The sequence below is a fragment of the Rhodococcus sp. MEB041 genome (assembly GCF_030208955.1).
Lineage (GTDB): Bacteria > Actinomycetota > Actinomycetes > Mycobacteriales > Mycobacteriaceae > Rhodococcoides.
Genome location: NZ_JARVSZ010000002.1, coordinates 752,084 through 770,788, shown reverse-complemented (window position 1 = coordinate 770,788; position 18,705 = coordinate 752,084). Strand labels below are relative to the sequence as shown.

Annotated in this window: 16 protein-coding genes; all 16 read left to right on the top strand. The window is 70.1% G+C overall.

Annotation, left to right across the window (positions count from 1 at the left end):
• The first annotated feature begins 117 nt into the window (after window positions 1–117).
• The 16 genes from rsmH to QRN16_RS07530 all read left to right on the top strand — a co-directional run bounded on the left by rsmH (window position 118) and on the right by QRN16_RS07530 (window position 18,603).
• The gene (gene rsmH, locus QRN16_RS07605; protein ID WP_222631424.1) at window positions 118–1,122 is read left to right on the top strand and encodes a 16S rRNA (cytosine(1402)-N(4))-methyltransferase RsmH; all 1,005 of its coding nucleotides are present in this window, start codon (window positions 118–120) and stop codon (window positions 1,120–1,122) included.
• Window positions 1,119–1,919, top strand: coding sequence for a cell division protein FtsL (gene ftsL, locus QRN16_RS07600; RefSeq protein WP_285185458.1), 801 nt, complete (start codon window positions 1,119–1,121; stop codon window positions 1,917–1,919). Before rsmH ends, ftsL begins: the two co-directional genes overlap by 4 nt.
• Window positions 1,916–3,832, top strand: a complete 1,917-nt coding sequence (locus tag QRN16_RS07595; protein ID WP_082544520.1) for a peptidoglycan D,D-transpeptidase FtsI family protein — start codon at window positions 1,916–1,918, stop codon at window positions 3,830–3,832. The genes ftsL and QRN16_RS07595 overlap by 4 nt, the downstream gene beginning before the upstream one ends.
• Window positions 3,833–4,035: 203 nt before the next feature.
• Window positions 4,036–5,616 carry a UDP-N-acetylmuramoyl-L-alanyl-D-glutamate--2,6-diaminopimelate ligase gene (locus QRN16_RS07590; protein ID WP_285185453.1) on the top strand — a complete coding sequence of 527 codons (1,581 nt, stop codon included), beginning with the start codon at window positions 4,036–4,038 and terminating at the stop codon, window positions 5,614–5,616.
• Window positions 5,613–7,064: a UDP-N-acetylmuramoyl-tripeptide--D-alanyl-D-alanine ligase gene (locus QRN16_RS07585; RefSeq protein WP_285185451.1), complete on the top strand. Its 1,452-nt coding sequence runs from the start codon at window positions 5,613–5,615 to the stop codon at window positions 7,062–7,064. Before QRN16_RS07590 ends, QRN16_RS07585 begins: the two co-directional genes overlap by 4 nt.
• Window positions 7,061–8,140: a phospho-N-acetylmuramoyl-pentapeptide-transferase gene (gene mraY / locus QRN16_RS07580; RefSeq protein ID WP_027505847.1), complete on the top strand. Its 1,080-nt coding sequence runs from the start codon at window positions 7,061–7,063 to the stop codon at window positions 8,138–8,140. Before QRN16_RS07585 ends, mraY begins: the two co-directional genes overlap by 4 nt.
• 7 nt (window positions 8,141–8,147) lie before the next feature.
• Window positions 8,148–9,638, top strand: a complete 1,491-nt coding sequence (gene murD / locus QRN16_RS07575) for a UDP-N-acetylmuramoyl-L-alanine--D-glutamate ligase (RefSeq protein WP_285186085.1) — start codon at window positions 8,148–8,150, stop codon at window positions 9,636–9,638.
• Entirely contained in the window at window positions 9,635–11,194 is a 1,560-nt protein-coding gene (gene ftsW / locus QRN16_RS07570) for a putative lipid II flippase FtsW (RefSeq protein ID WP_222630588.1), read from the top strand. The genes murD and ftsW overlap by 4 nt, the downstream gene beginning before the upstream one ends.
• On the top strand, window positions 11,191–12,312 hold the full coding sequence (murG, locus tag QRN16_RS07565) for an undecaprenyldiphospho-muramoylpentapeptide beta-N-acetylglucosaminyltransferase (RefSeq protein ID WP_285185447.1): 1,122 nt from the start codon (window positions 11,191–11,193) through the stop codon (window positions 12,310–12,312). The genes ftsW and murG overlap by 4 nt, the downstream gene beginning before the upstream one ends.
• The gene (gene murC, locus QRN16_RS07560; RefSeq protein ID WP_285185445.1) at window positions 12,309–13,784 is read left to right on the top strand and encodes a UDP-N-acetylmuramate--L-alanine ligase; all 1,476 of its coding nucleotides are present in this window, start codon (window positions 12,309–12,311) and stop codon (window positions 13,782–13,784) included. Before murG ends, murC begins: the two co-directional genes overlap by 4 nt.
• Before the next feature lie 14 nt (window positions 13,785–13,798).
• Window positions 13,799–14,590 (top strand): cell division protein FtsQ/DivIB, encoded by a 792-nt coding sequence (locus QRN16_RS07555; RefSeq protein ID WP_285185443.1) that lies wholly within the window; start codon window positions 13,799–13,801, stop codon window positions 14,588–14,590.
• A gap of 174 nt (window positions 14,591–14,764) precedes the next feature.
• A complete protein-coding gene (ftsZ, locus tag QRN16_RS07550) occupies window positions 14,765–15,946 on the top strand; it encodes a cell division protein FtsZ (protein WP_027505852.1) in 1,182 nt (393 codons plus the stop codon).
• 2 nt (window positions 15,947–15,948) lie between these two features.
• The gene (gene pgeF, locus QRN16_RS07545) at window positions 15,949–16,674 is read left to right on the top strand and encodes a peptidoglycan editing factor PgeF (protein ID WP_285186084.1); all 726 of its coding nucleotides are present in this window, start codon (window positions 15,949–15,951) and stop codon (window positions 16,672–16,674) included.
• Window positions 16,671–17,396 carry a YggS family pyridoxal phosphate-dependent enzyme gene (locus QRN16_RS07540; RefSeq protein WP_285185440.1) on the top strand — a complete coding sequence of 242 codons (726 nt, stop codon included), beginning with the start codon at window positions 16,671–16,673 and terminating at the stop codon, window positions 17,394–17,396. The genes pgeF and QRN16_RS07540 overlap by 4 nt, the downstream gene beginning before the upstream one ends.
• Window positions 17,397–17,477: 81 nt before the next feature.
• Window positions 17,478–18,185, top strand: a complete 708-nt coding sequence (locus tag QRN16_RS07535; RefSeq protein ID WP_027505855.1) for a cell division protein SepF — start codon at window positions 17,478–17,480, stop codon at window positions 18,183–18,185.
• A 139-nt stretch (window positions 18,186–18,324) separates the two neighbouring features.
• Window positions 18,325–18,603 carry a YggT family protein gene (locus QRN16_RS07530; RefSeq protein WP_285185437.1) on the top strand — a complete coding sequence of 93 codons (279 nt, stop codon included), beginning with the start codon at window positions 18,325–18,327 and terminating at the stop codon, window positions 18,601–18,603.
• Window positions 18,604–18,705: the final 102 nt, after the last annotated feature.

Sequence of the window (18,705 nt, the reverse complement as noted above, 5' to 3'; positions counted from 1 at the left end):
ACCCTGACGTACTTCCCCAACGCCAGGTTCCACTGTCGGACAGAGACCTCGACGCACTCACCGCTCCACCTGGCACGACACACAGCTCGAATGCGAATCAGGCGGGAGATCACCACCATGGCGGAGGACGAGCAGGCATCCGCCTCGCCTTTCTCGCACGTTCCGGTCCGTCTTCCTCGGGCCGACGAACTTCTCGGACCGGCGTTCGTCGCCGCTGCTGCGAACGACCGCGATCCCGTCTACATCGACGCCACTCTCGGCCTCGGCGGTCACGCCGAACACTTCCTCACCGCGTATCCGCGGTTGCGTCTCGTCGGTCTCGACCGCGACCCGGACGCGTTGGCCATGGCCGGAGAACGGCTGGCTCCCTTCGGTGACCGCGTCTCGCTGGTCGCGACCACGTACGACGGTATCGAGGACGCGCTGGCGTCGGTCGGCCTCGGCGCGACGGACAGCGTCGACGGGATCCTCTTCGATCTCGGCGTCTCGTCGATGCAGCTCGACTCCACCGATCGTGGCTTCGCCTACTCCGTGGACGCACCGCTCGACATGCGGATGGATCCCACGACGGGTCGGACCGCCGCGGACATCCTCAACACCGCGTCGCACGGTGAGATCGCCCGCATCCTCAGCACGTACGGCGAGGAACGCTTCGCCGGCCGCATCGCCTCGGCGATACTGCGCCGCCGGGAGACGGAACCGTTCGTCACCAGCGGGCCTCTCGTCGAACTGCTCTACGCGAGCATCCCGGCCGCGACGCGTCGCACCGGCGGACATCCGGCGAAGCGGACCTTCCAAGCACTGCGGGTCGCGGTGAACGAGGAACTCGACTCGTTGCGAGACGCCATCGCACCGGCTCTCGACTCGCTGGTCGTCGGGGGACGCATCGTCTTCATGTCGTACCAGTCGCTCGAGGACCGCGTGGTCAAGCAGGAGCTGACACCGCGCACCCGGTCCACCACTCCGGAGGGGCTCCCGATGGAGCTGCCGGGAAGCGGACCCGAGTTCCGGCTGCTCACTCGCGGCGCCGAGAAGGCCTCGCAGGACGAGATCGACGACAACCCCCGCGCGGCTCCGGTCAGACTGCGCGGCGCAGAACGCATTTCCAGGAGGTCGTCATGAGTGTTCCGGTGGACGTGACCGGATCGGACGGCAACCGCCGCGCCGGGTCCTCGCTCGAGACGGTGCGCACACCGCGGCCTCCCGCTCGCACGGGCGCGGCCAAGCGCGCGTACGACAAGCGTCGCCAGCGTGCGATGTCCCACGAGTCCGACCCGCGCGCGCAACGACCCACCCGATCCGTCGCGGCTCGGATCCCGTTCGTGGCCAGCATCATCGGGCTCCTCGCCATCGGACTCGCCTCGACACTGCTGTTGAGCACACGCGCTGCGGAGGACTCGTACCTGCTCAGTGCGGGGCGTGCCACCAACCAGGAGCTGACGGAACGGGCCGCCGCGCTGCAACGTGACGTGGAGACCGCGAACTCGGCTCCCGAGCTGGCCCGTCGCGCGACCGCACAGGGAATGATCCCGACGAAGGACGTTCCGCGACTGGTGGTCCTGCCGGACGGCGTCGTCCAGGTGATCGGTACGCCGGCACCGGCCGCCGGTCCACCGGCTCCCGACTTCGCGGCCGCCACCCCGTCGGGCGGTGCGGCGACTCCGAGTGCGCGCCCCGGGGCACCCGCGTCCGGCGGGGAGGCGCTCACACCCGTCGGGCGCCCGGGTACGTCGCCGAGTGCGTCCGCGACCCCGACCACGTCGGCACCGGCAGCATCCACCACGCCGGCCCCCACGACGTCCGCACCCGCGGCACCGACGACCACGCCGATGCCCGAGAATGCTGCGCCGCCGCCTCTTCCGGCTCCCGCCGCCGCGGTGGGCGAGCAGCAGGTACCCATCGCAGGAGGCGCTCGGTGACCACTCGACAGCCGTACCGGAGCACTGGCCGCGACCACGGCGACCCACGCGCTCGGCCGGCCACCGGCTCCGGTCCTCGCGGTCCTCGTCCGCCGCGTCGACAGGGTCCACGCAAGTCCGAGACGTTCGACTTCCGGTTCCGCTACGGCCGTTTCGCGATGTTCGCGATCCTGGGCGTCGCGACGCTGCAGTTGCTGTGGATCCAGGGCATCGACGCCCCGTCGCTGTCGGCGCAGTCGGCCAGTCAGCGCACCACCACCATCGTCGACCCGGCGACACGAGGGTCCATCACGGACCGGGACGGCAATCCCATCGCGTTCACGATGGAGGCGAAGGCGCTGACCTTCCAGCCGCAGCGAGTGCGTGTGGAGCTCGAGGAGGCGAAGGCGAAGGACGACACGAAGCCGGATCCGGACGATCGCATCCGGGAGGTCGCTGCCGGTGTCCACGGCATCCTGGGCGACCTGGTGTCGGAGAAGGACCTTCTCGACAAGATGACCGGATCCTCGTCGTTCGAGTACCTCGTGCGCAGCATCGATCCCGCGGTCGCGGCGACCATCGCCGAGCAGTACCCCGAGGTCGGCCTCGAGCGGCAGGACATCCGCGAGTACCCGGGTGGGGCGCTCGCCGCCAACATCGTCGGGGCGACCGGCTGGGACGGCCACGGCCTGCTCGGCCTCGAGGACTCCCTCGACCCGGTGTTGGCCGGTACCGACGGCTCCCGCACCTACGACCGCGGCAGCGACGGCGCGGTGATTCCCGGCAGTTGGCGCGACCAGCAACCCGCCATCGACGGCTCGAATGTGGAGCTGACGCTCGACAGCGACATCCAGTACTACGTTCAGCAGCAGGTCCAGCAGGCCAAGGATCTGTCGGGCGCCAAGAACGCGTCGGCCGTCGTCCTGGACTCGCACACCGGCCAGGTGCTGGCCATGTCGAACGACGGCACCTTCGACCCGGCCATCGGCGTGGGCAACAACTCGCCGACGGCGCAGATGGGCAACCTCGCGGTGTCCAGCCCGTTCGAGCCGGGATCGGTGAACAAGATCGTCACGGCGGCGGCCGCCGTCGAGGACGGTCTGACGAACCCCGACGAGGTGCTGCAGGTTCCCGGCAGCATCACGATGTCCGGTGCGACCGTCAAGGACGCCTGGGATCACGGCGTCGCGCCGTACACGACCACCGGTGTGTTCGGTAAGTCCTCCAACGTGGGCACGCTGATGCTCGCGCAGCGGGTCGGCGAGGATCGCTACGCGGACATGCTGGACAAGTTCGGGCTGGGACAGCGCACCGACGTGGGCCTGCCCGGCGAGAGTGCCGGCAGTGTCCCGGCCCGCGACCAGTGGTCCGGCGGCACGTTCGCGAACCTCCCGATCGGGCAGGGCCTGTCCATGACCCTGTTGCAGATGACCGGTATGTACCAAGCGATCGCCAACGACGGCGTGCGCATCCCGCCGCGCATCGTGTCGGCGACCGTCGGCAAGGACGGTCAGCGCACCGCGGAGCCGCAGCCCGAGGGCGTGCCGGTGGTCAGTGCCGACACCGCGCGCACCGTGCGCGACATGTTCCGGGCCGTCACGCAGAACGACACCGGCAACCAGCGCGGCACCGGTGTCGCCGCCGGTATCGAGGGATACCAGGTCAGTGGCAAGACCGGCACCGCGCAGCAGGTCGATCCGGAGTGCAAGTGCTACTCCAACTCGAACTACTGGATCACCTTCGCCGGCATCGCGCCGGCGGACGATCCGCGCTACGTGATCGGCATCATGCTCGACGCCCCGACCCGCAGCTCCGACGGATCGGGCGGGCAGTCCGCCGCTCCGCTGTTCCACTCGATCGCGTCCTGGATGCTGCAGCGTGACGCGGTGCCGCTCTCGCAGGAAGGTCGTCGGCTCCTCCTGCAGGCGGACTGATCCGTCGACAGTGCAGGGCGTTCACCTGCACCGGGGCGGACTTCGCCATGGCACGTCTCGTGGCGTGCCGACTCGCCGGTAATCTGATGCGTCGGCCGCCGACCACCGGTCGGCGGCACTCGCATGTTCGGCGCCGAGGCAGTCACCGCACCGGCCCGAACACCCACCGTCCGCCCGTCACCACAGCAGAGGAGCGTCTCGAAGTGCCCAGCTCGACTCTCCGCCCGCAGCGGCCCACGGTCACGTCGGCGACCGAGCTGGCCGGAGAGATCGGTCTGCGCCACGGAGTGCTCGTCGACGGTGCGCTGGTCGACGCGACGGACGACGTCGGCGTCACGGGCATCGAACTGCGCGCGCAGAGCATCCTGGCGGGCGATCTCTTCGCGGCCCTGCCGGGCGCTCGGTCGCACGGCGCCGCCTTCGCGGGCGAGGCGCTCGAACGCGGAGCGGTCGCCGTGGTCACCGACGACGAGGGTGTGGCCCTCATGATCGGTTCCGGCGTGCCCGACGGCACTGCCGTCCTGGTGCATCCGCAGCCCCGCTCGATCCTCGGCACGCTGTCCGCGGCGGTGCACGATCGGCCGTCCGCCAAGATGACGGTCATCGGCATCACCGGCACCTCGGGGAAGACCACCACGTCCTATCTGGTGGAGGCGGCGCTGCGCGCTGCCGGACGCACTCCCGGGCTCATCGGCACCATCGAGACCCGTATCGGCACCGAACCGGTGCCGTCCGCGCTGACCACGCCCGAGGCTCCGAATCTGCACGCGATGTTCGCGGCGATGTACGAGCAGGGGGTGGACACGGTCGTCATGGAGGTGTCCTCCCACGCGCTGTCCCTCGGCCGGGTCGACGGCACCACCTTCGCGGTGGGCGCGTTCACGAACCTCTCGCAGGACCACCTCGACTTCCATCTCACCTTCGAGGATTACTTCGCGGCCAAGGCCCGGTTGTTCGCCGAGGACTCGCCGGTCCGCGCGGATCGCGCCGTCGTCTGCGTCGACGACCGGTGGGGCCGGCGCATGGCGGAGATCGCGGCGGCCGGTGGCCGAGCCGCCCCGCTCACCGTGGCGACCACGACCGAGGGGACGGCCTCCTGGGCGGTGACGTCCTGGTCGTCCGGGCCGGACGGCACCCAGCAGTTCGAGGTCGCCGCACGGGACACCGTCCTGTCGGCGTCACTCCGGATGCCGGGGCGCTACAACGTCGCCAACGCCGTGGTCGCCGCCGCCGTGTGCGCGGAGGTCGGGGTGGATCCGGCGGTCGCCCTCGCCGCGATGGCCGAGGTCGACGTGCCCGGCCGCATGCAGCGCGTCGAGCGTGGTCAGAACTTCCTGGCCGTCGTCGACTACGCCCACAAACCCGCCGCACTCGAGGCGGTGCTGGCCACTCTGCGCGCTCAGACCGACGGCCGCATCGCCGTCGTCGTCGGCGCCGGGGGAGACCGCGACGCCGAGAAGCGGCCGCTGATGGGCGAGGCCGCGGCGCGCGCCGCAGACCTGGTCGTCATCACCGACGACAACCCCAGATCCGAGGACCCGGCCGCCATCCGCGCGGCCGTTCGGCGAGGCGCCGACGCCGTCGGCGGTAGCGCCGAGGTGCGCGAGATCTCTCCGCGCGACGAGGCGATCCACGCCGTGGTGCAGTGGGCGAAGGACGGCGACGTCGTCCTGATCGCCGGCAAGGGCCACGAGGTGGGGCAGGACGTCGGCGGCATCAAGTACCCCTTCGACGACCGCCGTGTGCTCGCCGACGCCCTCGACCGACAGAAAGGCTCGATGTGATCCGACTGTCCCTGTCCGCCGTCGCGGACATCGTGGAGGGCACACTGCACGACGTCCCCGATCCCTCCGTGGAGATCACCGCCGGCGTCGAGTTCGACTCCCGGAAGATCACCGAGGGCGGACTGTTCCTCGCTCTGCCCGGTGAGCGCGTGGACGGCCACGATCATGCCGCCGGTGCCGTCGCCGCCGGTGCCGTCGCGGTGCTCGCAGCGCGGCCGGTGGGCGTTCCCGCCATCGTCGTCGAGCACGAGGACGGACCCGGCGCGGCTGTTCTGGACGCACTCGGGAAGCTGGCCGCGGCGTCCGTCGCCGAACTGGCCGCCGGCGATCTCACCGTCGTCGGTGTCACCGGAAGCTCGGGGAAGACATCGACCAAGGATCTGATCCGCGCGGTGGTCGAGCGTGCGGGCACCGTGGTCGCACCGCCCGGCTCCTTCAACAACGAGCTCGGGCATCCCTGGACCGTGCTGCGCGCGGACGCCTCGACACGGTTCCTCGTCCTCGAGCTGTCGGCGCGGGGACGCGGCCACATCGCCGCGCTGGCCGCGATCGCACCGCCGCGGATCGGTGTGGAACTCAACGTCGGCACCGCGCACCTCGGCGAGTTCGGTTCGCGCGAGAACATCGCCGAGGCCAAGTCCGAACTGGTACAAGCGCTTCCGGCTGCGGAGGCCGGTGGTCTGGCGATCCTCAACGCCGACGATCCGCTGGTGGCAGCGATGGCGTCGAAGACCACCGCTCGCGTCGTCACCTACGGGTCGGACACCAGTGCCGACGTCCACGCGCTGGACGTCCGCCTCGACGAGACCGCGCGCGCGTCGTTCACCATGGTCACGCCGTCGGGGAGCGCTCCGGTGTCGCTGCTGGTCCACGGCGAGCACCAGGTGGGCAACGCATTGGCGGCGGCGGCCGTCGGCCTGGACTGCGGCATGGACGTCGAGACCGTCGCGGCCGCGCTGTCGGGCGCGGAGGCCGCCTCGGCCCGGCGCATGGACGTGCGCACGCGCGCCGACGGCGTCACCGTCGTCAACGACTCCTACAACGCCAACCCGGATTCGGTACGCGCCGCGCTGAAGGCGCTCGTCACGATGGCGCGCAGTGGCCGCGACAGGGGTCGGCGGTCCTGGGCCGTGCTGGGTGAGATGGCCGAACTCGGCGACGAGTCGGTGATCGAGCACGATCGGATCGGGCGCCTCGCGGTGCGTCTGGCCGTCAGCAAGATCATCGTCGTGGGAACGGGTCGCCCGTCGCACGGCCTGTACCAGGGTGCCGTCATGGAAGGGTCCTGGGGCGAGGAGGCCCACCTGGTTCCCGATGCCGACGCCGCGATCGCGCTGCTGCGCGACGAGGTTGAGCCGGGTGACCTGGTGTTGGTGAAGGCGTCCCAGTCGGTGGGGCTGTGGACCGTCGCGGAGGCATTGCTGAGCGAGCAGGGGGAGACTCGGTGAGACAGATTCTGTTCGCGGGCGGTATCGCGCTGGCGGTGGCGATCCTGCTGACGCCCGTGTTGATCAAGGCGTTCTCGAAGCAGGGGTTCGGCCAGGAGATCCGGGTCGAGGGTCCTGCGAGCCATCAGTCCAAGCGCGGCACGCCCACCATGGGCGGCGTCGCGATCCTCGCCGGTCTGTGGGCCGGCTACTGGGGCTCGCACCTCATCGGCATCGGCTACGACGCGGACGGGCCGTCCGTGTCGGCGCTCCTGGTGCTGGGTCTGACGACGGTGCTGGGCGTGGTGGGCTTCCTCGACGACTTCATCAAGATCCGCAAGCAGCGCAACCTCGGACTGAACAAGACGGCCAAGCTGGTGGGTCAGCTGTTCGCCGCGGTGATCTTCGGTGTCCTCGCACTGCAGTTCAACGGTGCCGGCGGACTGACGCCGGGCAGCGTCCAGCTGAGCTACGTGCGCGACATCGCGACCGTCTCCATGGGCGGCATCGTCTTCATCCTGTTCTGCTACCTCCTCGTCAGTGCCTGGTCCAATGCGGTCAACCTGACCGACGGCCTCGACGGACTCGCGGCCGGATCGATGACCCTGGTGCTGGGTGCGTACACCGTCATCACGTTCTGGCAGTACCGGCAGGCGTGCACCACGAGTCCGGGACCCGGCTGCTACGACGTCCGTGATCCGCTCGACCTGGCCCTGATCTGTGCCGCTGCGGCGGGTGCGTGCATCGGCTTCCTGTGGTGGAACGCGGCGCCCGCCAAGATCTTCATGGGCGACACGGGCTCGCTCGCGCTCGGTGGCCTGCTCGCCGGCCTGTCCATCGTCACCCGGACCGAGCTGCTGATGGTCGTCATCGGTGCGCTCTTCGTGGCCGAGGCCGCGTCCGTCGTGATCCAGGTGGCGGTCTTCCGGTCGAGCCGCCGACGAGTGTTCCGGATGGCCCCGTTCCATCACCACTTCGAGCTCGGAGGATGGGCCGAGACGACGGTGATCATCCGTTTCTGGTTGTTGGCCGCCATCTCATCGGCCGTCGGACTGGCTCTGTTCTACAGCGAGTACCTCTCGGCGATCGGCGACTGACGTGGTGTTGCACGATCCCCGCGAACCCCTCACGTCACCGCTCGACCTCCGGGGTCGCCGGGTTCTCGTCGCCGGTGGTCGGGTGTCCGGCCGCGCCGTGATTCCCGCGCTGCTCGAGGTGGGAGCCTCGGTGACGGTGGCCGACTCGGACACGTCCTCACTCGAGGCCTGCGCCGATCTCGGCGTGGACACGGTGTCGATGGACGCGATCGCCACCGACCGCGACGCGGTGGCCGAGAGCGCCCTCGTCGTCACCAGCCCGGGATTCCGCCCCGATTCGCCGTTGCTCACCACCGCGCTCACGGTCGCCGTGCCGGTGTGGGGCGACATCGAGTTCTCCTGGCGTATCGATCAGGCCGAGGTCTACGGGCCGCCGCGCACCTGGTTGGTGGTCACCGGGACCAACGGCAAGACCACGACGACGTCGATGCTCGCGGCCGTCCTCGACGCGGCGGGAGTGGCGTCCGCGGCGTGCGGCAACATCGGCGTACCGGTCGTGGACGCGCTGCGGCGCGACCCCCGGGCGGACGTGCTCGCCGTGGAACTGTCCTCCTTCCAATTGTTCTGGGCGCCGTCGGTGCGACCGGCGGCCGGAGTGGTGCTCAACATCGCCGAGGACCATCTCGACTGGCACGGCGGCATGGAGGCCTACGTCCAGGCGAAGCTCCAGGCGCTGCACGGCGACGTCGCCGTGGTGGGGCTGGACGACGCGATCGCGTCCACGCTGCGAGCGCGCGCCGCGGCTCCGATCACGGTCGGGTTCACTGCGCACGACCCTGCTGCCGGCGATGTCGGTGTCGTGGACGGCACGATCGTGGACCGCGCGTTCGGTGACGCCGAGTCGCTGGTGGAGACGGACGCCATCGAACCCGCAGGGCCCGCGGGACTGCAGGACGCGCTCGCCGCGGCGTCGCTCGCGCGCGCGGCCGGGGTCCCGGCCGAGCACATCGCGGCCGGTCTGCGGTCGTTCCGCGTCGGACCGCACCGCGCCGCCGTGGTGCGTGAGCTCGGTGGGGTGCTGTTCGTCGATGACTCGAAGGCCACCAATCCGCACGCCGCGAGGTCGTCGATCCTCGCGCACGAGCGCGTCGTGTGGCTCGCGGGCGGTCTGCTCAAGGGCGCGGAGGTCGACGATCTCGTCGCCGAGGTCGCCCCGCGGCTCGTCGGTGCCGTGGTGTTCGGCCAGGACGGCGACGTGATCGCGGCAGCACTCGGGCGACACGCGCCGGATGTGCCCGTGGATCGGGTGCCGTCGGGAGACGATGCTGGAGTGGCCGATGCGACTGATGTGACTGACGGTGACGAAGTGATGGCACAGGCGGTGCGGGCAGCCGCGCGCCGCGCCGAGCCGGGAACCACCGTGCTCCTGGCACCCTCGACCGCCTCGTTCGATCAGTTCCGGGACTACGGGCACCGCGGCGACAGCTTCGCCGCCGCCGCCGCGAGCCTCGGCCCGCACGATCTCGCTCCCACCGCCGACCACGGCACGCCGGCATGAGCCCGGCCCGCGGCGCCACGACACCCCCGTCGCGCGCCGGCGGACCCGTGACCGAGCCGGTCACCGCCGCCCGCCCCGGCCGTACGGCTCCGCGTCGACGACCCGTCCGCGCGAAGTTCGAGACATGGGTGGACCGGCCCCTCGCGTCCTTCCACCTCATCGTCACCGTGGCGGCGCTGCTCACCATCCTCGGACTCGTCATGGTGCTGTCCGCGTCGTCGGTCGAGGCCTACGCCGAGGACGGTTCCGCGTACACGATGTTCACCCGGCAGGCCATCTTCACCGTGGTCGGCCTGGTGCTCTTCGTCGTGGCGCTGCGCCTCCCCATCCGGATCCTGCGCAAGATGTCGTTCCCGATGTTCGTGGTGTCGGTGATCCTGCTGGTGCTCGTGCTGATCCCCGGCATCGGAACGGTCGCGCAGGGCACCCGCGGATGGTTCACCATCGGCGGAGTCGGCCTCCAGCCGTCGGAGATCTCGAAGGTGACCTTCGCCGTGTGGGGCGCGCACCTGCTGGCGTCGCGCCGGGCGGAGCGTGCCGACCTCAAGGGTCTGCTGATTCCCCTGGTGCCCGCCGCGATGGTGATCTTCTTCCTCATCGTGATGCAGCCCGACCTAGGTACCACCGTGGCCCTGGGCATCATCCTCATGGCTCTGCTGTGGTTCGCGGGTCTGCCGGTCAAGGTGTTCGGATCGGTCGTCGGCGGCCTCTTCCTGGCGGCGGTGGTGCTCGCCCTGACGGCTGGGTACCGCTCCGCGCGTATCCAGCAGTGGCTGAACCCCGGCAGCGACCCGCAGGGCACCGGATACCAGTCGCGGCAGGCGCTGTACTCCCTGGCCGACGGTGGGTTGTTCGGTCTCGGCCTGGGTCAGAGCCGAGCCAAGTGGAGCTATCTTCCCAACGCGCACAACGACTTCATCTTCGCGATCATCGGCGAGGAACTCGGCCTGGTCGGGTGCATCGCGGTCATCGGACTGTTCGGGCTGCTGGTCTTCACGGGCCTGCGCATCGCGGCGCGGGTGCCCGATCCGTTCATGAAGATCCTGGTGGCGACGTTCACTGTCTGGATCCTCGCGCAGGCCGCCATCAACATCGGCTACGTCATCGGGCTCCTGCCCGTGACGGGACTGCAGTTGCCCCTGGTGTCCGCGGGCGGAACGTCCACCGCCATCACACTTCTGGTGCTCGGGCTGCTCGCCAACATCTCGCGACACGAGCCCGAGGCGGTGGCCGCACTCGCGTCGGGTCACGACGGGAAGTTCGGCAGACTGCTCAGACTGCCGGTGCCCGAGCCCTACTCGCCTGTCAAGGCGTCGCAGGCGCGAGGCGGACCGCGTGGTCCGGGCCGACAGGGGGTGGCGGGACCCGCTGCGCGCCAGGCGTTGCCGCCACAGGCGCGACGACGCGAGTCCGAGGCCCGCGCGGCACGCCCCGCTCCCGAGCGACACACGTCCGGACGCCCGTCCGCGCGGGATCCCCGACGGGGCGCCGCGGACATGGCACGCAGCGCCGCTGCCCGCGACGCACGATCACGAGAACGGAGACATCACCGGTGACAGGCTCTTCCGGCGTGTCCGTCGTCGTCGCCGGCGGCGGCACGGCGGGACACATCGAACCAGCTCTCGCGGTGGCCGACGCCCTGCGGGAGCTGAACCCGTCGATACGGGTGACGGCACTCGGAACCGAACGCGGGCTCGAGACGACGCTGGTGCCCGCTCGCGGTTACGAGTTGGCGCTCGTTCCGCCGGTGCCGTTGCCGCGCAAGCTGACCCGGTCGCTGTTCGCGTTGCCGGCGGACGTCGTGCGATCGGTCCGCGCCACGCGTGCGGTCCTGCGCGACGTCGACGCCGACGTGGTGATCGGCTTCGGCGGGTACGTCGCGCTGCCGGCCTACCTCGCCGCTCGCGGCACGGTGCCCGTGATCGTGCACGAGGCGAACGCGCGCGCCGGTATCGCGAACAAGGTGGGCGCTCGCGTGGCGACGAGAGTCCTCGCCGCCGTCGCCGGCTCCGGGATCCACGGCCGCGGGTCGTCGGAGGCCGAGATCGTGGGCATCCCCGTCCGGCCGACCATCACCGAGCTCGACCGCGCCGGACTGCGCGCCGAGGCGCGTGCGCACTTCGGACTGCCGCAGCACGGTCCCGTGCTGCTCGTGTTCGGTGGGTCGCAGGGCGCCCGCTCGCTCAACCTCGCCGTGTCCGGCGCGTCGGCCGCGCTCGCGGCCGCCGGCGTGTCGGTGCTCCACGCGCACGGCCCGAAGAACACCCTCGACGTCGCCACGGCCGATCCGGACGCCCCCTACGTGGCGGTGCCGTACCTGACCCGCATGGACCTCGCGTACGCCGCCGCCGATGCCGTCGTGTGCCGGTCCGGCGCGATGACCGTCGCGGAGGTCTCGGCCGTCGGTCTGCCCGCCTTCTACGTACCCTTGCCCCATGGCAACGGGGAACAAGAACTCAACGCGGGCCCGATCGTCGCGGCCGGCGGTGGTGTCGTGATCGCCGACGCCGACCTCACGCCGGAGTTCGTGGCCACCGACGTGGTGTCGCTGCTGACCGATCCCGATCGCGTGTCGGCCATGAGTGCGGCCGCCGCGGGCGCGGGTCATCGAGGCGCCGCCGCGGAGGTCGCGCGCATCGTTCTCGAGGTCGCCGGACGAGGTGGTCGGGCATGACGCGACACACCGTCGACGCGACCCTGCCGCCCGAACTGCAGCGCGTGCACATGGTCGGCATCGGGGGAGCGGGCATGTCGGGGATAGCCCGGATCCTGCTCTCGCGCGGTGGCCAGGTGTCGGGCTCCGACGCCAAGGAGAGTCGCGGCGTGAAGGCGCTGCGCGCCCGCGGTGCCCAGATACGGATCGGGCACGACGAGTCGGCGCTCGACATGCTCGAAGGCGGCCCGACGGCGTTGGTCACGACGCACGCGGCCATCCCGAAGACGAACCCGGAGCTGGTCGCGGCCGCCGAGCGTGGTGTGCCCGTCCTCCTGCGTCCGGCCGTGCTCGCCTCGCTGATGAAGGGTTTCCGCACCGTCCTGGTGTCGGGGACGCACGGCAAGACCTCCACCACGTCGATGCTCGTCGTCGCGCTGCAGCACTGCGGTGCGGATCCGTCCTTCGCCGTGGGCGGCGAGCTGAACGAAGCGGGTACCAACTCTCATCACGGCACCGGCGAGGTCTTCGTCGCGGAGGCGGACGAGAGCGACGGGTCGCTGCTGCAGTACGACCCCGACGTCATCGTCGTCACCAACGTGGAGGCGGATCACCTCGACTACTTCGGCAGCGAGGACGCCTACGTCCAGGTGTTCGACGACTTCGCCGCTCGTCTGTCCGCCGGCGGTGCCCTGGTGGTGTGCACGGACGACCCCGGGTCGCGGGAGCTGGCGCGTCGGATCGCCGCGAAGGCGACCGACGGTGTGCGGGTTCTGACCTACGGCTCCGAGGACGCGCAGGTCGACGGCGCCGCGGTGTCCGCGACGCTGCTCGGGTGGGAGCCCGAGGACACCGGCGGCGTGGTGCAGTTCCGGCTGGCCGGCGAGGACCGTGCCCGCACCGTGCGCCTGGGTGTGCCCGGCCGGCACATGGCGCTGAACGCGCTGGCCGCCATCGTCGCCGCGCGCGAGACCGGGGCCGGAGTCGACGAGATCATCGAGGGGCTGGCCGGGTTCGCCGGTGTGCACCGACGGTTCCAGTTGCAGGGCCGTGAGCGCGGCGTGCGCGTGTTCGACGACTACGCCCACCATCCCACCGAGGTCCGCGCGGTGCTCGGTGCCGCGGCGGACCTGGTGCGCACCGCGGACACCGCGACCCCCGGTCGCGTGATCGTCGTGTTCCAGCCCCACCTGTACTCGCGCACGGTGACCTTCGCGGACCAGTTCGCGGCCGCCCTGGATCTGGCCGACGAGGTGGTCGTGCTCGACGTCTACGGCGCGCGCGAGGAGCCGGTTCCCGGTGTCAGCGGAGCGACGGTGGCCCGGTCGGTGACCAAGCCGGTGCACTACCAGCCCGATCTGTCCGCCGTGCCGCGTCAGGTGGCGCACCTGTGTGTCGCCGGCGACATCGTGGTGACGATGGGCGCGGGCGACGTGACCATGCTGGGAAGCCAGATCCTCGACGCTCTCCGCTCCACCCCGGCGCGGCGCTGAGTTCGGGACGTGACATGGCAGGACGACAGACCGTGAACGCGCGCGGTACCGGCCGCACCCGACCCGCGGCCACACCGCGTCGTGTCGGTGCGGAGCGGTCGACGCGGTCGCGCACGTCGACGCGGGCGCCGGCGCGCGAACCGCGTGTCGGTCGCCGCGGCAAGCTGTTGATCCTTCTCGCGCTCGTCGCCTCGGTCGCCTTCGTGGCGGTGTCGTACTTCGGTCCGCTGTGGGCGGTCTCCTCCGTGCAGGTGAACGGCAACGCCGCGGTCTCGCGCGAGCAGGTCGTGCAGACGCTGCAGGTCGCGGAGGGGACATCCCTGCCGAGAGTGGACACGGATGCTGCCGCGGCGCGGGTCGCCGCCATCCCGAAGGTCGCGTCGGTCCGGGTCCAGCGCGTGTACCCGTCCACGGTGCGGGTCACGGTCGAGGAGCGCGTTCCCGTCGTCTTCTTCGACGCGGCGGACGGTACCCATCTGATGGACGCCGAGGCCGTCGACTTCGCGGTGGAACCGCCCCCGCCCGGGGTGGTGCGCATGGTGGTGGCCAGCCCGTCCTTCGGCAACCTCGAGACCCGTGCGGCCCTGTCGGTGCTCACCGCGCTGCCCGGTCCGCTGCGATCGCAGGTGGCACAGATCGACGCGCCGACCATCTCGGCGGTGTCGTTGACGTTGTACGACGGCCGGGTCGTGGTGTGGGGGAGCAGTGAGGACACGGAGTACAAGGCGTCCATCGCTCTGCCACTGCTCACGCAGCCGGGTCAGACCTACGACGTGTCGAGTCCGGATCTGCCGACCATTCGGTGACGGTGACGTCCCACATATTTTTCCTGCGCGTGTCGGCGCGCCTAATGGAACCCGCCGAGCGGTGTCTCTAGCGTTTCACCCAGTCGATCACTTGACATAACTATGAACCTATGGTTCAGGTTGAGGGTTTGCCTCGACTGCATCATGCACACCAACCACGGAAGGCGAGAGCCCATGACGCCCCCGCACAACTACCTCGCCGTAATCAAGGTCGTCGGCATCGGCGGCGGCGGCGTCAACGCGGTCAACCGCATGATCGAGCAGGGACTCAAGGGAGTCGAGTTCATCGCGGTCAACACGGACGCGCAGGCGCTGCTCATGTCGGACGCCGACGTCAAGCTCGACGTCGGTCGCGAACTCACCCGAGGCCTCGGCGCGGGTGCCGATCCCGAGGTGGGCCGCAAGGCCGCCGAGGATCACAAGGACGAGATCGAAGAGGTGCTCAAGGGTGCCGACATGGTGTTCGTCACCGCGGGCGAGGGTGGCGGTACCGGCACCGGTGGAGCCCCCGTCGTCGCGAGCATCGCGCGCAAGCTCGGCGCCCTCACCGTCGGTGTGGTGACACGCCCGTTCTCCTTCGAGGGCAAGCGGCGCGGCGGTCAGGCCGACGTCGGCATCCAGGGTCTGCGCGAGTCGTGCGACACCCTCATCGTCATCCCGAACGACCGGCTGCTGCAGCTCGGCGACGCGGCCGTCAGCCTCATGGACGCGTTCCGCTCCGCCGACGAGGTGCTGCTCAACGGTGTCCAGGGCATCACCGACCTCATCACCACTCCCGGCCTCATCAACGTGGACTTCGCCGACGTCAAGGGCGTCATGTCCGGTGCGGGCAGCGCCCTCATGGGCATCGGGTCCTCGCGCGGCGAGGGGCGCGCCATCAAGGCGGCCGAGTCGGCCATCAACTCGCCGTTGCTCGAGGCGTCCATGGAGGGTGCACGCGGAGTCCTCCTCTCCATCGCCGGCGGATCCGATCTCGGTCTGTTCGAGATCAACGAAGCGGCATCGCTGGTGCAGGAGGCCGCGCACATCGACGCCAACATCATCTTCGGCACCGTGATCGACGATTCGCTGGGCGACGAGGTGCGCGTCACCGTCATCGCCGCCGGTTTCGACGGCAGCGGTCCGGCCCGTCGCCCCATCGAGGCACCGCAGAGTCAGTCTCGCGGCGCCACCGTGGGAACGGCCCGCGCGGGCGAGACGCGTACCGAGGACGACGGTCCCGCCGTCTTCCGCGACGCGCCGTCCTCGTCTCTTCCCCCCATCGGCGAGCGCGCCGCGCGTGCCACCGGACATCCCGTCCGGGTGGAGGACGAGGGCGACGACGACGTGGACGTGCCCTCCTTCATGCGTCGGTGAGCATCTCCGACCGCGGTTACCGTGTCCGGCGCGTGACGACGTCACGCGCCGGAGGCGTGTCCGAACCGCCCTACGATTCCTTCAATCTCGGTGATCACGTCGGTGACGACCCGGCGCACGTGGAGGCCAATCGGCGTCGTCTCGCCGCGAAGATCGGTCTGTCTCCCGAGCGTCTCGTGTGGATGGACCAGATTCACGGTCGATCCGTCGCGACGGTGGACGGACCGGTCTCCGGACCGGTCGAGGCCACCGACGCCCTCGTCACCACCCAGCGCGACCTCGCGCTCGTCGTCCTGGCCGCCGACTGCGTGCCGCTCCTGTTGTCCGACGATGCCGCGGGCGTCGTCGCCGCCGTTCACGCCGGCCGCGTCGGTGCTCGGATCGGCATCGTCCCGCGCGTTCTCGACGCCATGGTGGCCGCGGGCGCCGCCGTCAACCGGATCGAGGCGTTCCTCGGCCCGGCGGCCGGGGGAGACGACTACGAGGTGCCGCGCACCATGCAGATCGACGTCGAGACCCACCTGCCGGGCAGTGCGACGCGTACTCGCAAGGGCACACCCGGTCTCGACATCAGGGCGGGCCTGCGTCGCCAGTTGCTCGAGGCCGGCGTCGCCGGAGTGGCCGCCGATCCGCGCGAGACCATCACGGACCGTTCGCTGTTCAGCCACCGCCGGGGGTCGCCCACGGGGCGGCACGCCGGTGTCGTGTGGATGGACACGACCTCGTGACCGCGCCGGACGATCGGCGGACGTATCTCGCGGACCATCTCGCCGAGGTCCGTGATCGGCTGTCGCGCGCCTGTGCGGCCGCGGATCGCGCACCCGATTCCGTGACCCTGCTTCCCGTCACCAAGTTCTTCCCGGCCTCCGACGTCGCACTGCTGCGCGAGCTCGGGTGCACCGAGTTCGGCGAGTCGCGCGAGCAGGACGCGTCTCCCAAGGTCGCCGAGTTCGGCACCGACGGTGTGCGCTGGCACATGATCGGCCGCCTGCAGCGCAACAAGGCGAAAGCTGTTGCCGCCTGGGCACATGCGATCCACTCGGTGGACACCGACCGTCTGGTCACCGCGCTCGGCAAGGCGGTCGCGGGTGCGGTGGACAACGGTGACAGGACTGCGGATCTGGACGTCTACGTGCAGGTGAGTCTGGACGGTGACACGCATCGCGGAGGCGTGGACCGCGAAGACCTGGAGGCACTCACCGCACAGGTGTCCGAGACCTCGGGTCTGCGACTCGCCGGGCTCATGGCGGTGCCCCCGTTGGGTGCGGACGCCGAGGCGTCGTTCGAGGATCTGCAGCGTCTTCACACGCAGGTCCTCGCCTCGCATCCGGGCGCGACCGGACTCTCGGCCGGGATGACGGGCGACCTGGAAGAGGCTGTCCGACACGGGTCCACGTGTGTGCGTGTCGGAACCGCAATCCTCGGTCCACGGCCGATAACCTCGCCTTGACGACATGAACACCATCGTCACCATGGACTTACTCCAGTCACACGAGTACCAGCCACACCGCCACGCCAGGAAGGTCGACCGATGAGCACGTTGCACAAGTTCAAGGCTTACTTCGGCATGGTCCCACTCGACGATTTCGAGGACGACTACCTCGACGACACGGATGCGCCCGTCGCATCCCGGTCGTCGCGTGGCGGATACGGAAAATCGATGGACGACCATGACTACGCCGATCGCGACTACGCCGAGCCGGCGTTCGTCGGTGGTCGCCGGGACGAGGACGACGACTACGAGCGTCCCGAGCCCCGGCACAGTGCTCGGGTGGCGCCGCTGTCGTCGCGCTCCGGTGGCGGATCCCGCTCCGGCGGCGCGATGCGCACCTCCACCCGCGGCGCTCTCGCGATGGACACTCGCATGGACCCGCACTCGGAGCTGCGTCGCAGCGAGCCCCGTCACGCCGAACCGCGCGTGTCCGACCGCCGCCAGGCCGCACTCGACGACGGGGGCCCCATGTCGACCATCACCACGCTGCGTCCGCGCGACTACAGCGAGGCGCGCACGATCGGCGAGCGCTTCCGTGACGGCACGCCCGTCATCATGGATCTGGTCGAGATGAGCAACGCCGACGCCAAGCGCCTCGTCGACTTCGCCGCGGGCCTCGCGTTCGCGTTGCGTGGTTCGTTCGACAAGGTCGCCACGAAGGTGTTCCTGCTCTCACCCGCCGACGTCGACGTCTCCGCCGAAGAGCGTCGCCGGATCGCCGAGACGGGCTTCTACAACCAGCAGTGACGTCTCACACGGCGCGGTGGGCCGGTCTCGCGGTGCGAGATGGCCTCCCCGTGTCGCGAGATGGCATTGTGGTGTCGTGCGTGATCAGAAAGTTGTGTCGGTGTCGGTCTCTCCTGCGTCTCGCAGGACGGTGAGCTGAGTGTTCGCGGTCCTGTACTTCATCCTCTTCGTCTTCTGGCTGTTGCTCATCGGCCGGATCATCGTCGAGTTCATCCGATCCTTCGCACGTGACTGGCGTCCGACGGGTGTGGTCGTGGTCGTACTCGAAGCAATCTTCACGGTCACCGATCCGCCGGTCAGACTGCTGCGGCGCATCATCCCGCCACTGAATCTGGGCGGTGTCCGGCTCGACCTGTCCATCATGGTGCTGCTCTTCATCGTGTTCATCCTGATGCGCGTGGTGCAGGGCGTCGGCTGACGGTGAGTTCCGTCGACGGCGACAGTGTCCCGTGTGACAGAATGTTGCTCGAAGGTGCACGATGAGTGACCATCGCTCTTTGTGCGATATAACTGAATGTCC

What these genes read in the sequence shown, in the direction of transcription:
- rsmH (WP_222631424.1), top strand. Translation starts at nt 118, where the DNA reads ATGGCGGAGGACGAGCAGGCATCCGCCTCGCCTTTCTCGCACGTTCCG.
- ftsL (WP_285185458.1), top strand. Translation starts at nt 1,119, where the DNA reads ATGAGTGTTCCGGTGGACGTGACCGGATCGGACGGCAACCGCCGCGCC.
- ftsW (WP_222630588.1), top strand. Translation starts at nt 9,635, where the DNA reads ATGAGCCCGGCCCGCGGCGCCACGACACCCCCGTCGCGCGCCGGCGGA.
- murC (WP_285185445.1), top strand. Translation starts at nt 12,309, where the DNA reads ATGACGCGACACACCGTCGACGCGACCCTGCCGCCCGAACTGCAGCGC.
- QRN16_RS07555 (WP_285185443.1), top strand. Translation starts at nt 13,799, where the DNA reads ATGGCAGGACGACAGACCGTGAACGCGCGCGGTACCGGCCGCACCCGA.
- ftsZ (WP_027505852.1), top strand. Translation starts at nt 14,765, where the DNA reads ATGACGCCCCCGCACAACTACCTCGCCGTAATCAAGGTCGTCGGCATC.
- QRN16_RS07535 (WP_027505855.1), top strand. Translation starts at nt 17,478, where the DNA reads ATGAGCACGTTGCACAAGTTCAAGGCTTACTTCGGCATGGTCCCACTC.